We start from the raw sequence: 14,755 nt of genomic DNA on the forward strand, positions 1-14,755 counted from the left end.
GGCATCTGTTGGGAAAAGATCACGATATATGGCGGTAAGCCGCGCAAGCGGCACATCAGGATGAGGGCAGACAGTGGCAACCCGAGCACAGAGCGGGATGATCCCATCGATCAGTCGATGGCGTAAATCACGGAAACTGCGCAATTTTGGCACGTTTGGCCTGGTTCTCATGGGGCCTGTTCTGGCGCTGGCCACTTACCTTGTCATCGGTCCTTTCGATCTTGGCGCCACGGCACCGACCTTGCGGCTGATTCTGTTGGCCGATCTCGTATACGTTCTGGTTGTTGCAGCACTTGTGCTTGGGCAGGTTGGTAGCTTGATTGCCGCACGTCGGGCCAAGTCGGCGGGTTCGCGCCTGCATTTGCGCCTGATCGGGGCGTTTACTCTGCTGGCGCTGGTTCCAACCGTGACCGTGGCGATTTTTGCCGGATTGACCGTCAATATCGGCCTTGAGGGCTGGTTCTCCGACCGCGTGCGTCAGGTTGTGGGATCTTCGCTGACCGCAGCAGAAGCGTATGAACAGGAACACCGCCGAGGGTTAACGCAAGACGCGTCTGTTCTTGCGCGATATCTGGACAACGCCCGATCGCTGGACTTCTATATCTCGGACGCTGAACTGCGCGAAGTTCTGGCGCAGGGGCAAGCTCAGATTCAACGGGGGCTGCGCGAAGCCTATGTCATCGACGGTGGTGGCGAAATCAAATCGCGCGGGGACCGGTCCTACCTGTTCAACTACGAAGCCCCAACCCCCGAGCAGATTGCAGAAGCCACCGACAAGGGCCTGCTGATCATCGCCGACTGGCCCAACAACGAGTTCCGCGCGCTGGTTCCTCTGAAGGCTTATCTGGACCGCTATCTCTATGTCAGCCGCGAGGTGGATGGGCAGTTGTTGACGCTGCTGGACGATACCAAGGAAACGGCACAGTTCTATCAGCAACTGGAAAGCGAACGGGGCAGGGTGCTGTTCGAGTTCGGCCTGTTGTATCTGGGCTTTGCGTTGATCCTGATCCTTGCGGCAATGTCCCTGGGCATGTGGTTTGCCGAACGGCTGTCGCGTCCCGTGGGGCGGTTGACCACCGCGGCGCAGCGGGTTGGGGCCGGTGATCTGAGCGTCCAGGTGATTGAAGAGGCCAGCGACGACGAAATCGCGATGCTGGGCCGGTATTTCAACCAGATGACCCGGCAGTTGAAAGGACAGCGCGATACTCTGTTGGAGAACACGCGGCAAATTGAAAGCCGGCGCCGTCTGTTCGATTCGGTGCTCAGCTCGGTCACTTCGGGTGTCGTTGGGGTGGACCCAGAAGGATGCATTACATTCGTGAACCGTTCGGCCGAGCGGTTGCTGGATTGGACCGGGGGCGAGCAGCATCTGGCCATCGGCATTGCGGTGCCGGAATTTCTGCCCCTGTTTGAAAGTTTGAAGGACAGCGGGCAAGAGGCCGTTCAGGGCGAAATCAAAGTGACCCGCAAGGGACGGCTCGAGAACCTGTTGGTCCGCATGGCCATCCGTCGGGGAGAAGATGGCGGCCTGGAAGGTTATGTGGTTGCCTTCGATGACGTCACCGATCTGGTCAGCGCCCAACGGATGGCGGCCTGGGGTGACGTGGCCCGCCGCATCGCGCATGAGATCAAGAACCCGCTGACCCCGATCCAGCTGAGCGCGGAACGGATCAAGCGCAAGTTCTCGCGCAAACTGGATGAGGAAGACAGCAGCAGCCTGGATTCGATGACTAACGTGATTGTGCGGCAGACCAACGATCTGCGCCGCATTGTGGATGAATTCTCGAAATTTGCACGGATGCCCGAACCTGAACGCAGGGAAGAAAACCTTGTTGATCTGGTGCACGAGGCTGTCCTGCTGCAACAGGCCGGGCAGCCGGATGTGCAGATCGATGCCGATCTGCCGCAACAGCCCATAATGGCTGATGTGGATGCAACCATGCTGAACCAGGCGCTGACAAACCTCATCAAGAATGCCGGGGAAGCCATTGTAACCCTTAAGGAAAAAGGCGCGCCCGACAACCTTAAGCCACAGATCAAAGTGGCGATTACCAGTGATGATGCGGGTACGGTCATAACCATTGCAGACAACGGGATCGGCCTGCCCGAGGATCGGGCACGGCTGTTTGAGCCCTATGTAACGACACGCGACGAAGGGACCGGGCTGGGCCTGCCCATCGTCAAGAAGATCATTGAAGAGCATGGCGGCGCGCTGACCCTCGAGGATGCGCCCGTATTTGACGGACAGGACCATTTTGGCGCGATGGCCGTGATCCGATTGCCGGGGGTTACTGTGTCCCAAACGGCAGCGCCACAGAAGCAGGCAATTAGAACCAACAAACTGAAAGCAGGCCAAAGATGAGTGACATTCTGATCGTAGATGATGAGCGCGATATTCGCGAGCTGGTGTCCGACATTCTGGAGGACGAAGGCTATTCAACCCGGCTGGCGGCCAACTCGGACGAGTGCATGGCGTCAATCAACTCTGAACCGCCGGGGTTGTTGATCCTGGATATCTGGCTGAAAGACAGCCGAATGGATGGCATCGACATCCTGAAAGCGGTGAAACGCGACAACCCGGATGTGCCGGTGGTGATCATTTCGGGCCACGGCAACATTGAAATTGCCGTCGCCGCAATCAAGCAGGGCGCGTATGATTTTATCGAAAAGCCGTTCAACATAGACCAGTTGATGGTGGTGATCCGCCGCGCGATGGAGACCTCTCGCCTGCGTCGCGAGAATGCGTCTCTGAAGCGGAAAGAAGTCAACAATTCCGACATGATCGGCAAATCCGCCGCGTTCCGCGCCATGCAGGGGCAGTTGGACAAGGTGACCAAGTCGAATGGCCGCGTGATGCTCAGCGGCCCAGCTGGGTCCGGCAAAGAGATTGCAGCACGGTATATCCATGCCCATTCAAATCGTGCCAACGCGCCATTTGTCACGGTAAACTGCGCGGGGATCGAACCCGAACGTGTGGAAGAGGTGCTGTTTGGCCGGGAATCGGCAGAACGCGGCGTGGAATCGGGTTTGCTGGAAGAGGCGCATGGAGGCGTGGTCTATTTTGACGAAGTTGCCGACATGCCCCTTGGGACACAATCAAAAATCCTGCGGGTGCTGGTGGATCAGCAGTTCCAGCGTGTCGGTGGCAGTGACAAGGTGCGCGTGGACCTTCGCGTGATCTCGTCAACAAGCAAGGATCTTGACGAAGAAATCGCGGCTGAACGGTTCCGGGAAGAGCTGTACCACCGTCTGAACGTCGTCCCGATTGCCGTGCCGTCACTGGAAGATCGGCGCGAAGATATCCCGGTTCTGGCGCAGCACTTTATCGAGATGTGCAACGAAACTCAGGGTTTGCCGATCAGGGAACTTTCGGAAGAGGCTGTCGCGCTGTTGCAGACGATGACCTGGCCCGGCAACGTGCGCCAGCTCAAGAACCTGATCGAGCGGGTTCTGATCCTTGGCGATGGCTCTGGCCCGATTGAGGCGCGTGAGTTGCCCAACGAGGAAGAAAAGGCAGAAGATTCAGGTCGTGTCGTGTTGTCTGGCGCATTGGCCACCTTGCCTTTGCGCGAAGCCCGCGAGGCGTTCGAGCGAGAGTATCTGCTGACACAGATCAACCGGTTTGGCGGCAATATCAGCCGCACGGCCAGCTTTGTGGGCATGGAACGCAGTGCCTTGCATCGGAAATTGAAATCGCTGGGCGTGGTGACGTCGAACAAATCCGGCGCGCGCGTGGCGCAGATCGATGAACCCGAACCGGCAGAATAATCTGCCGGTCGCACGGCCTCAGCCGGCCTGACCGGGCGTTATAATCTGAAATGAGCCGTCATCGAATTTCACAAAGCACGACGCGCTGTTGAGCGGTGGCAAAGTGGTTGTTCGCGTCGCGGGCACGCGTGATTTCACGTTCTGCTTGCACGGCGGCAGGCTGACGGGCCGAAACCCTTTCTGGGCCATGCATTGCGCTTCGACCGTGTTGCGCAGGCCCTGATTCACATCCACGGTATAAACCCGGCCGGGCTGCCACCAGCCTGGCGAATGATGGCAACGCCCCCTGCCGTCGCAATATGTACGCCCCGGCCAATAGGTTGGCGGGCTTTGGCGGATCTGATTGGCTACCGGCACTTCTTTGACCGCCTTCAGCTGGCACTGAGTGGTCTCTTTTTGCAGGCGCGATACGGTTTCACCTTCGCGGTAGTACAGCGAAAGTGGTCCGCAAGAAGACAGCACCATCAAAGGTACCAGCATAGGAAACAGCGTTTTCATACGCTTATCTTGCCGCAGCCGGGCTGCGATGACAATTCAATTGACCGCTCTGGGGGCATCTGTCATTCAATCCTTTCAGGCAGAAGGGCCAGAAGCATGAAGGTCATTATTTGCGGTGCGGGTCAGGTCGGCTGGCAGATCGCGCGGCATCTTTCGGGCGAGCTGAACGATGTTACCGTCGTGGACAACAATCCCGACCTGGTAAGGCGGGCGACGGAAACGCTTGATGTGCAGGGGATCGCCGGGTTTGCAAGTTATCCGGACGTGCTGGAACGGGCAGGGGCCCGTGACGCTGACATGATCATTGCCGCCACCCATTCGGATGAGGTGAACATGGTCACCTGCCAGATGGCGCATTCGGTCTTTTCGATCCAGCGCAAGATCGCGCGCCTGCGGTCGAAATCCTACCTCGAGGCGATCCACTCGGATCTGTACCGTCGTGATCATCTGCCGATTGATGTGGTGATCAGCCCCGAACGCGAAGTTGCCGCCGCCGCCATGCGCCGCCTGTCTGCCCCATCCGCCTTTGATACCGAGATTTTCATGGACGGCAAGGCGCAACTGCTTGGGGTGCGGGTGGAAGAGGATTGCCCGATCGTGAATACACCGTTGCGGCAGCTGACGGATCTGTTCTCGACCCTCAGTTCCATCGTGGTTGGGGTGCGGCGCGATGGCACGCTGTTTGCGCCCGAATCCGAGGATCAGTTGTTCGTGGGCGACGAATGCTATGTCTTTACCAACGTCAAGGACGTGGATCGCACCATGGAGGTGTTCGGCAAGGCGCAGAAGCGGCAGGATCGCGTAGTGATCGTGGGCGGCGGAAATGTCGGGCTGGAAGTGGCCAGAACGCTGGAGGAACGCGAAAGCCGTGTGCGGGCCAAGATCATCGAACGCGACCGCCATTGCGCTGAACTCGCCGCCGAAGCTCTGGAACGGACGATCGTGCTGCATGGCGACGGGCTGGATGCCGGGTTGCTGAGCGAAGCGGGGATCGAGCGGGCCGATGCGATGCTGGCAGTTACGGATGACGACCGTACGAACATGCTGGCCGCGGTGCGTGCCAAGGCCGAAGGCTGCGCTCTGGCGATTGCATTGATCAACGATCCCAGCATGGTGGCCCTGATGGGTCCTTTGGGGATCGATGCTTATATCAACCCGCGGGCCACGACCGTCAGTTCGATCCTGCGGCACATCCGGCATGGACGGGTGCGTCAGGTCTATTCCATAGGGGACGCCGAGGCCGAGGTGATCGAGGCCGAGGTTCTGTCAACCTCGCCTATGGCCGGGCAACGTCTGCGCGATATCGACTTTCCCGAGGGGGTGCTTGTGGGCGCGGTCCGCAAGGGAGACGAGGTTTTGCGACCGACAGGCAGCCTGCGGATCGATGAAAAAGATGTGGTCGCAATCTTTGCCATGGCCAAGGACGTACCAGAGGTTGAACGCCTGATGCAGGTTTCAATCGATTTCTTCTGATGGCGCATGCAGGGACACAACAGGTTGGATTGTTGCGGCGGTTGCCGTTGTTCCTGTTGATCTGGGGCATTGCATCCCTGACCATGTGGATTCCAGCGATCTATGCGTTGGCTCTGGACGATCACGACACGTCACGATCCTTTCTGTATTCCGGGATCTTGGGCTTGTTTCTGGTTGCCACCATCGCGATGGCTTCCTCCAACCGCATACCCCGGCGCGGCACGTTGGGGCAGCTGGCGGTGATGCTGGCCTGTTTCACGCTGCTACCCATCTTTCTGGCGATCCCATTTCACGACGCACTTGGAACGACCACCTTTCTGAACGCCTATTTCGATATGGTCAGCTCTCTGACGACCACGGGGGCGGACCTGTTTCCGGATCCGGCCCGCCTGACGGCCCCGTTGCATTTGTGGCGCGCCATGGTCGGTTGGATGGGCGGCCTGCTTATGTGGACCGCCGCTGCGGCGATCCTTGCGCCGCTGTCGCTTGGTGGGTTCGAGGTCACTGCCAAAGGCCAGCCGGGGCGCCCGGTGTCAGGGGTGGCACAGAGCGAGCGCGTGGACCCGCGAGGCCGTCTGATCCGTGTCGCCAGGACCCTGACGCCAGTCTATGTCGGGCTGACGACCGTGATCTGGGTTCTTCTGTTGATCGCCGGTGAAGTCGGTCTGACGGCCGTGTGCCATGCGATGGCAGTGATGGCCACGTCCGGAATCTCTCCGGTCGGCGGCATGGAGGGTGCGCAGGCCGGGTTTACGGGCGAAGCCATCCTGTTTCTGTTCCTGTTCTTTGCGCTCTCGCGCCTGACTTTTTCAAAGGATACCGCGACAACAGGCTATTCCCGTCTGGATACGGACCCAGAGTTTCGCATTGGTCTGATGATTGTCCTGGCTGTCGCAATCCTGTTGTTCTTCCGGGTTGTCGCGGGCGTGACGGAAATCGGTGGTCAAATGGAACCAATGCAGGCCTTGCAGGTCATCTGGGGGATGCTGTTCACCGTTCTGGCTTTCCTCACGACGGCCGGATTCGAAAGCGCGAACTGGAACGACGCACAGCAACTGTCGGGGTTGGGAACGCCCGGTTTGCTGTTGATGGGGCTGGCATTGATCGGCGGCGGGGTCGCGACGACGGCCGGAGGGGTCAAGCTGTTGCGGGTCTTCGCGCTGTATCTGAATGGCGCACGAGAGATCGACCGCCTGATCTATCCCTCGTCCGTCAGCGGTGCAGGGGGAGGCAATCGCCGCATTCAAAGCGACGGGGCGTTCATCGCCTGGATCTTTCTGATGCTTTTTGCGCTGACCCTTGCGGTATTCAACCTATTGCTTGCGGCGATGGGGTCCGGATTCGAACAGGCCATGGTGCTCAGCGTGGCCACGCTGAGCACGACGGGGCCGTTGATCGAGTTGGCCACCGACGTTCCAATTCGCCTGATCGACCTTTCTGCCAGCGCCAAGCTGACGCTGTGCGCGGCCATGGTCATCGGGCGTCTGGAAACGCTGGCGATCATCGCCCTGATCACCCCGTCGCTTTGGCGGGATTGAGCCGGGCACATCGTGCGGCGGCTAACGCCTGATTTTTCATCTGGAATATCTGTGCGTAGCACTCCATACTCTGCCGGAGGGAGCGCGTTGGTCCGCAGCGCGTAGCAAGAACAATGGCGAGATTATAAAAATATGGCTTCGGACAGACAGAATCTTCAGGATGCATTCCTGAACAATGTACGGAAAGCTAAGGTTCCGGTCACGATTTTCCTGATAAACGGTGTGAAATTGCAGGGTGTCATCACCTGGTTCGACAATTTCTGCGTATTGTTGCGCCGCGACGGACAGTCGCAGCTGGTCTACAAGCACGCGATTTCGACCATCATGCCGTCACAGCCGATCAACCTGTATGAGGGCGAAGACGCCTCTTGATGGAACATGAGCGGGCGCGCACCCGGGCCTGGGTGCTGCATCCCGAAATCAAATCAGACGAACAGCGCCGTGTCCCCGAACCGGCGCTGGAAGAGGCGGTGGCACTGGCCGCCGCATTGCCCGATCTGGACGTGATCGGATCAGAAGTCGTGCGACTTCAACGCGCGCAGGCCGGGTATTTGTTCGGCAGCGGCAAGATTGAAGAACTTGGCGAGCGTTTTCGCGACAACGAGGTTGAACTGGTTCTGATCGACGGGCCGGTGACCCCGGTGCAGCAGCGCAATCTGGAAAAGGCGTGGAAGGTCAAGATCCTCGATCGGACCGGGTTGATTTTGGAGATTTTCAGCGATCGCGCCCGCACGCGGGAAGGGGTGTTGCAGGTCGAGATGGCCGCGCTCAGCTATCAGCGGACGCGGCTGGTACGGGCGTGGACACACCTTGAACGTCAGCGCGGTGGTTTGGGATTTGTCGGCGGACCCGGCGAAACCCAGATCGAAGCCGACCGCCGCGCCATTGACGAGCAACTGGTACGCTTGCGGCGGCAGTTGCAGAAGGTGGTCAAGACCCGGACACTGCACCGGGCCGCCCGGGCCAAGGTGCCTTATCCAATCGTCGCACTCGTCGGGTATACGAACGCAGGGAAATCGACGCTGTTCAATCACCTGACCGGGGCCGAAGTGATGGCCAAGGACATGCTGTTCGCCACGCTGGATCCGACCATGCGCCGCGTACAGTTGCCCGACGGCCCCGAAGTGATCCTGTCGGACACGGTGGGCTTTATCTCGAACCTCCCGACCGAGCTTGTGGCGGCTTTCCGGGCCACGCTGGAAGAAGTCCTGGGTGCCGACCTGATCGTCCATGTGCGTGATATCAGCCACGAGGATACAGAGGCGCAGGCGCAGGATGTCGAGGCGATCCTGACCTCGCTGGGCGTCGGCGAAGAGAGGCCCCGGCTTGAGGTCTGGAACAAGATAGACCTGCTGAGCGCCGATGAGCGCGAGGCAACGCTGGCGCGGGCGGACCGAGATCCTGAGATATTCGCGATTTCGGCTGTAACCGGTGAAGGCATCGCGCCATTGCTGTCCGAGATCGCGATGCATCTGCAAGGTGCACGGCGTGAGGCGGTGTTGGATCTGTCTTTCTCTGACGGGGACAAGCGGGCCTGGTTGTTCCGCCAGGATGTGGTGCGCACAGAAGAACAAACCGATGACGGTTTCCGCATCACGGTATTGTGGACCGATAAACAGGCGGCTCAGTTCGAGGCGCTGAAGAATTAGCGACAGGGCCGGATATGTCTGACAAGCCGGACCAAAGAGTGTTCCTGACCGGCCATATCGATGTGCCCGTGGACCGGCTGGAAGAGGTGCGCGCAGCGTTGCCGGACCATGTGAAACTGACCCGGGCGGAACAGGGCTGCATATCCTTCGACGTGATCGAGGATCAGACCCGTCCAGGTCGGTTCAACGTGTCAGAAGTGTTTACAGATCAGCAGGCTTTCGATGCACATCAGGCCCGGACACGGGCGTTTGACTGGTCGCGGGTCACTCAGGGGATACCGCGGGACTACAGGATGGAACGCGCATCCAGCGGACGGTGAGTCAGGCCCCGTCTATCTGCCGTTGATGGTCGTCCGCGTCGAACCAGCCCGATGATGATTGTACAAGATAATCTGACGTCAGTTCCCACTCTTCCCAGCCGCGCGCTGTGACGTGATTACCGGTTACGGAATGGTGCCCTTCGCGGGTCCAGACGAATATGGCATGAGATCCGGCCCATCGCATCATGTCGCAACGCAGTTCGAGATCCGGAAAATCCGCGTAAAACCTCCGGGCCATGTCGGCGATCGCCACGCGCCCCTCGATCGGGTCGCCCCGGTTGATGGTGACCTGCCCGTTTGACGCGAAGAAGCCGGCAACCGCGTCGGGGTCACCTGAGCTCCAGGCTATTGCGTAGTCTCGCGCGAGGTTATTCAGAGTATCCCGAATGCTGGCCATACTCGCCCCCTTTTGGTCCCACATGATCGGTGATGTTATGTTAGGCGAATAAAGCTGTGGGTGCCACGATGCCCCCGCGAACAGGGCGGGGACTTGCCGAATAGGCGGATTATCGCGGGATCAGATTGGTTACCCCGACAGCCGCAGCGCGGGCCAGATCAAGATCCAGTGACATGGGTATGTATTCGCCACGCCGCCACAGCTGCGCCTGATCGTCATAGTAACGCGACAGGAAATGACCCGATTGCCCGGTCGCTGTAATGAAGACCGAGCTGTTGGGGTCGGCAAAGTCATACACCCCGCGATACCCGGCGCCGTGCACATTCTGGAACGGATCAGGCCCTTCCCCCGATGTTCGGCCACGCAGCAATGTGTTGTCGCCGCCGCTGGTCGATTGGCGAATATTCACAAAAAACCGCAATATCGGGACAGAGCCCAGCACGGGGTGATCATGAGTTGCCTGATGCGCGTCGCCCCAACGAAGGGATTCAAGCGCGCTGCCATATCGTTCAGAGATCCAGATCAGCGCGTCGTCCAGCGCAAGCCGCGCCATCTCGGTGCATGTCTCGACCGGTGCGCTTTGAATCACGTCGCACCAGACACCCGCGCCGTCAATGTCGCGATAGACCCGTTCGATGAACAGCGGTTCGACATGTTTGTATTCACTGGCCAGAGGCCCAAGCTCGTCCGAGATCAGCCGGATTTGCAGCGCACGCAGCCAGGCCGCATAGATCAACGGCTCGGGCAGGTGTTCGTTCATCTCACCGTTCCAGTCCGCCAGCAGCGACAGCGCGATCTGGCGCTGGCGTTCCGGCGTTCCTTCGGGGGCCGAAGCCCCGGTGAACCAAAGATCGGCACCGATCAGCGGCAGCAGGGACCGCGCGGTAAAGCTGACCGTGTCCAGCTGTGCCTCGATAAAGCTGTCGCGGGTATGCACCTCGCGCGATTGCATCAGGCGCTCCCAACGATGCACGCGCTGCGTATCGCCCCATTCATACGAGACGTGATCCGGGAAGGGGCGGTCGATGATCTTGTTGTTCGTGTTGCCCAGAACCCCGCCGACGGGGGCCACGAATTCCGGGTTGTCGGCATAGGGCAGGCGGCCTTGCCAGCGATTGGCCTCGATCCAGCCGGGCGAGGGGATGCGCCCCCTACTTTGATTTAGCAGATCACGCCGAGGCATGGCGCCGATCAGCTTCATCCCGATGGTCGTCTTGTCGACCAGCGACAGGTTCTGAGAAGGCGCGATGAACTGCTCACCGACCGCGATGGCCTGTTCCACGTTGTCGGCATTCATCAGCGCCATGGACGCCGACATCGACGTGTCCTGCGGGCTGAGCGCCGTCCAGGACAGCGATGCCACATGGCCTGGCGGCGTGATGGTTTCCAGCTTGTAATCCGTGCCCGGCAGCACCGGCCCATTGTCCGTCCAGCGCAGGGTCAGCGTTACCGGAGCTTCCCCCTTGATCTCGATGATCGAAGGGCGGGTCTGGAATTCCTTGAAGCCGGTCGGGGTCAGGTATTCCTCGGGATTGTCAGGATTCAACTGCTCGATATGAACGTCCTGATCGTCAAGATACGAGGATGTAAGCCCCCATCCCAGCCGGTCGCTGCGTCCGGTCATGATGGCGGGCACACCAGGGATCGAAGCCCCAATGACACCGCCTTTTTCCAGGCCGAGATGTGCCAGGTACCAAATCCCGGGCGCAGTGAAACCCAAATGAGGGTCGTTGGCCAACAAGGTCCCGCCACTTGCAGAACGTGACGGCGCGGCGGTCCAGGCGTTTGAGGCTCCGGCCAGACCACGTTTGGGAAGGGGCGAAAGAGGTGTGTCGGGAACGTCCGTTCCCGCCGCATACCGCGGGAGATTTGGGAACAGGGCGGCATATTCCGGCAACGCCGCGATGCCGGGTCCGGGAACGTCGGGCAGGATATCGGCCAGACGTTCGGGGTTGTTCAGCATCAGGGACGTACGCGCACGCAGAACTTCATCGGTCAGGTGGCCTGACAGTTGCAGCGCCATCAGCTTGATCACCGCGATACTGTCACCCGGTTGCCAGGGCGAGACCGGGGCGTTGAACAGGAACATTTCGGGTGCGCCGCGACCCAGCGCCTCTTCGTTGATCTCGGTCAGGCGGGCATTGACCCCGGCGGAATAGGCGCGCAGGGCGGCCTTGGTATAGTCGTCCTGCACCTCGACCGAGCGGTGGGCCAGCCCGTAAAGGTCCAGTCTGCGCAGCAGCTTGTCGATGTGAAGCGTGCGCGGGCCAAAGACCTCGGACAGTCGGCCTTGCGCGGTACGGCGCATGACCGTCATCTGCCACAGTCGATCCTGTGCATGGGCATATCCCAAACCAAAGAACACATCGGGATCGGTCTGGCCCAGAATATGCGGCACGTTGGCGGTGTCGCGCACGATCTCGACCGGGGCGGTCAGACCGTCGACCTCAAGCGTTTGGTCATAGTCCGGCAGGGATTGGCTGGCCAAAAAATAGACAAGGCCCATGGCGGCGAGGATCAGGATGATCAGACCCGACGCGATGCGCACCAGCCAGCGGAAAACAAGACCCATTACTGCCCCTATTCTTGTTCAGATGAATGTTGCGCAGAGACTAGAGGATGGTCGGTCCGACCGAAAGAGGAACGCGGCAAGAACCTGCGCGGGAAGGGTTGAAATCAAATGCCCCGCCGCAGTGTTGTGCTGCGACGGGGCCGTGTGTGGGGGAAGTGGTAATCCGGGTTATGGGATGATGCGGGTGTATTTCGTCCCTTCGACGGTCGCGCCGAATTTAAGACCGGCCTGGCCAAAGACCACCGCCAGCACCGGCGAACGCAGTGTTGTCGTGTCCGTGGACAAGGAATTCCCAGTTGCGTCAACTACATATCCAATGTCGGCACCAGCTGTCCATCCGCTGGAACGGCGGAAATCGTTCAGCGCATCTTCGGTCATGAAGAACAGGATGTGCGCATATTGCTGCGCACCGATTTGCAGACCTGCGGTGCCGGAAACTGCGGAATAGTAATCGACCGTGGCGCCGTTGATGCGCAGCGCGCCTTGGCCGTAGGCACCGCCAAAGAAGATCAATCCGGCGTCGGTGATCAGGGGCATAACCAACATGCCGTTGGCTTTGTTCGCGATTTCCACGGTGTTGGGATACCGGCTGTACATTTCGGTCAGCGTGGCATCGACGCGGGCGTCGATCATGGCCGAGTTTGAATTGCCGACGCCGTTGCCGCAGGCGGCGGTCAGGGACAGGCCTGCCATGCCCAAGGCAAAGCCGCGACGGTTCAGTCGGGGGGAGTTGGAACTGCTCATGGTTTTTTCTCTGTAACTGTGCCTGATGTGTCGGGTGATCCCGATCTTGCCGGCAAGGATACGCCGATTATGGCGTTGTGTCACGGGAAAGCTGCCCGCTCAAGGGGGTTTGTCGGCGAAAAGTTGCGACTCTTCGGGGTTTTAGCCTTGCAGGATGCGGGCAACCTGAGGTGAGAAATAGGTAAGAATACCGTCGCACCCGGCGCGCTTGAAGGCCAGCAGGCTTTCCAGCATCGCCTTTTCTCCGTCGATCCAGCCATTCTGGGCGGCCGCCTGGATCATCGCGTATTCTCCCGACACCTGATAGGCATAGGTGGGCGCGCCAAAGCTGTCTTTCACCCGTCGGCAGATATCCAGATAGGGCATTCCGGGTTTGATCATCACCATGTCCGCGCCTTCGGTCAGATCGCGTTCGATCAGGCGCAGGGCTTCGTTCGAGTTGGCCGGGTCCATCTGATAGGTTTTCTTGTCACCGGTCAGCGCGCCCGAGGCGCCGACGGCGTCGCGGAAGGGCCCATAAAAAGCGCTTGCGTATTTCGCGGCATAGCTGAGGATCATCACGTTGTGATGCCCGGCACCTTCCAATGCGCGGCGCATTTCCCCGATCCGGCCGTCCATCATGTCCGACGGTCCGATGATGTCGGCACCGGCATCGGCCTGGGCAAGGGTCATCTTGACCAACGCTTCGATGGTCTGATCATTCACGATCTCTCCGTCGACGACATAGCCGTCATGACCATTGATATTGTACGGGTCCAGCGCCACGTCCGTCATCACCGCAATGTCGGGGGCTGCCGCCTTGATCGCCCGGATGGCCCGGTTCGACAGGTTGTCGGGGTTCCAGGCCTCGGCGCAGTCTTCGGTCTTGAGCGCGGAATCCGTGTAGGGAAAGATGCATATCGCCGGGATTCCAAGCGCTTGCGCTTCGACGGCCGCTTTTGCAATCAGATCCACCGACCAGCGAACCACGCCCGGCATCGAGGGAACGGGTTCTTCAACCCCTTCGCCGTCGCGGACGAAAACGGGCCAGATCAGGTCATCCGTGGTCAAGACATTCTCGCGCACAAGTCCGCGGATTGCCCGGGATTGACGGGCACGCCGAAAGCGGGTCATGGGATAGGGGGCAATGGTCGGTTTCATGGCGCGTTCTCCTTGAACATTCGTGCATTGGGTGGCATGAATTCACAAAGGTCTCAAGGGTATCAATGGACGCGGCAGCGTGGCCAATCCTCCCTGAGTAGTTTGAATAAAGGGTTGGGTTTGGACTGGTACTCTTCGATCTTTGAAGTCATCGACATGCGTAGCTTTTCGAATCTCTGGTTCTGGATCGTGCTGGCGGTTGTCTGGTCTTCGGCGAGTCACTGGGTAATGGGCATTCCCTACGATCTGGTGGTGCGTGCCCGACGCATTGGCGGGCAGGTCGAGATCGACCTTCTGGACATCGTTCGCATACACACCAACCGGATCTTGTTGATCGTCGACATGTCAGGCACCATCCTGTTGGCATTCGGGTGTTTTCTGTTCACAGGGCTGGCCACGCTTGGGTTCTATTACGGCGTCGAATTCGCGCAGGCCGTGTTCCTTCTTCTGTTTCCACTGACGCTTGTTCTGGTGGTGAACATCGTGCACGCGCGACGATTGCGGCGGCAGGAACTGACGCTCGAGTCCGTTTCGAAAACCATTGCGCGCTGCCGGCTCTATACCCAGATCATAGGCATGATCTCGATACTGGTCACTTCGTTCTGGGGCATGTATCAGAACATCTCGATTGGCGTTCTGGGATAGCAAAATCTGAA

13 protein-coding genes are annotated in these 14,755 nt (G+C 59.6%); 8 read left to right on the plus strand and 5 right to left on the minus strand.

The genetic code is table 11. The features are described 5' to 3' along the window. The first annotated feature begins 97 nt into the window (after window positions 1-97). Both ACR0C6_RS03795 and ntrX read left to right on the plus strand, forming a co-directional pair. Window positions 98-2,362 carry a sensor histidine kinase NtrY-like gene (locus ACR0C6_RS03795; protein ID WP_480446175.1) on the plus strand — a complete coding sequence of 755 codons (2,265 nt, stop codon included), beginning with the start codon at window positions 98-100 and terminating at the stop codon, window positions 2,360-2,362. After that, the gene (gene ntrX / locus ACR0C6_RS03800) at window positions 2,359-3,768 is read left to right on the plus strand and encodes a nitrogen assimilation response regulator NtrX (protein WP_152458151.1); all 1,410 of its coding nucleotides are present in this window, start codon (window positions 2,359-2,361) and stop codon (window positions 3,766-3,768) included. The genes ACR0C6_RS03795 and ntrX overlap by 4 nt, the downstream gene beginning before the upstream one ends. Before the next feature lie 18 nt (window positions 3,769-3,786). Here ntrX and ACR0C6_RS03805 read toward each other — a convergent pair whose 3' ends face one another. After that, the gene (locus ACR0C6_RS03805) at window positions 3,787-4,248 is read right to left on the minus strand and encodes a hypothetical protein (protein WP_480618307.1); all 462 of its coding nucleotides are present in this window, start codon (window positions 4,246-4,248) and stop codon (window positions 3,787-3,789) included. A gap of 114 nt (window positions 4,249-4,362) precedes the next feature. On the opposite strand from ACR0C6_RS03805, the gene trkA reads away from it, so the two are divergent. From trkA to ACR0C6_RS03830, 5 genes are all read left to right on the plus strand, one after another. Further along, a complete protein-coding gene (gene trkA / locus ACR0C6_RS03810) occupies window positions 4,363-5,739 on the plus strand; it encodes a Trk system potassium transporter TrkA (protein WP_171228217.1) in 1,377 nt (458 codons plus the stop codon). After that, a complete protein-coding gene (locus ACR0C6_RS03815; protein ID WP_480618308.1) occupies window positions 5,739-7,277 on the plus strand; it encodes a TrkH family potassium uptake protein in 1,539 nt (512 codons plus the stop codon). The genes trkA and ACR0C6_RS03815 overlap by 1 nt, the downstream gene beginning before the upstream one ends. A gap of 132 nt (window positions 7,278-7,409) precedes the next feature. Further along, window positions 7,410-7,649 (plus strand): RNA chaperone Hfq, encoded by a 240-nt coding sequence (gene hfq / locus ACR0C6_RS03820; RefSeq protein ID WP_005982826.1) that lies wholly within the window; start codon window positions 7,410-7,412, stop codon window positions 7,647-7,649. Then, window positions 7,649-8,926 carry a GTPase HflX gene (gene hflX, locus ACR0C6_RS03825; protein ID WP_480618309.1) on the plus strand — a complete coding sequence of 426 codons (1,278 nt, stop codon included), beginning with the start codon at window positions 7,649-7,651 and terminating at the stop codon, window positions 8,924-8,926. The genes hfq and hflX overlap by 1 nt, the downstream gene beginning before the upstream one ends. A 14-nt stretch (window positions 8,927-8,940) precedes the next feature. Beyond that, on the plus strand, window positions 8,941-9,246 hold the full coding sequence (locus tag ACR0C6_RS03830) for a putative quinol monooxygenase (RefSeq protein ID WP_152458146.1): 306 nt from the start codon (window positions 8,941-8,943) through the stop codon (window positions 9,244-9,246). 1 nt (window position 9,247) lies between these two features. Here ACR0C6_RS03830 and ACR0C6_RS03835 read toward each other — a convergent pair whose 3' ends face one another. The 4 genes from ACR0C6_RS03835 to hemB form a co-directional block, all read right to left on the minus strand. Next, the gene (locus tag ACR0C6_RS03835; RefSeq protein ID WP_480618310.1) at window positions 9,248-9,643 is read right to left on the minus strand and encodes an SgcJ/EcaC family oxidoreductase; all 396 of its coding nucleotides are present in this window, start codon (window positions 9,641-9,643) and stop codon (window positions 9,248-9,250) included. Window positions 9,644-9,752: 109 nt separating this feature from the next. Then, window positions 9,753-12,215 (minus strand): penicillin acylase family protein, encoded by a 2,463-nt coding sequence (locus ACR0C6_RS03840; protein ID WP_480445282.1) that lies wholly within the window; start codon window positions 12,213-12,215, stop codon window positions 9,753-9,755. A 168-nt stretch (window positions 12,216-12,383) separates the two neighbouring features. Next, window positions 12,384-12,959 carry a lipid-binding SYLF domain-containing protein gene (locus ACR0C6_RS03845; RefSeq protein WP_171228223.1) on the minus strand — a complete coding sequence of 192 codons (576 nt, stop codon included), beginning with the start codon at window positions 12,957-12,959 and terminating at the stop codon, window positions 12,384-12,386. A 141-nt stretch (window positions 12,960-13,100) separates the two neighbouring features. Next, window positions 13,101-14,099, minus strand: a complete 999-nt coding sequence (gene hemB / locus ACR0C6_RS03850) for a porphobilinogen synthase (RefSeq protein ID WP_480618311.1) — start codon at window positions 14,097-14,099, stop codon at window positions 13,101-13,103. Between the two features lie 120 nt (window positions 14,100-14,219). Here hemB and ACR0C6_RS03855 point away from each other — a divergent pair, with 120 nt between their 5' ends. Beyond that, on the plus strand, window positions 14,220-14,744 hold the full coding sequence (locus tag ACR0C6_RS03855) for a component of SufBCD complex (protein ID WP_152458141.1): 525 nt from the start codon (window positions 14,220-14,222) through the stop codon (window positions 14,742-14,744). Window positions 14,745-14,755: the final 11 nt, after the last annotated feature.

Source organism: Ruegeria sp. AL12, from assembly GCF_056540885.1.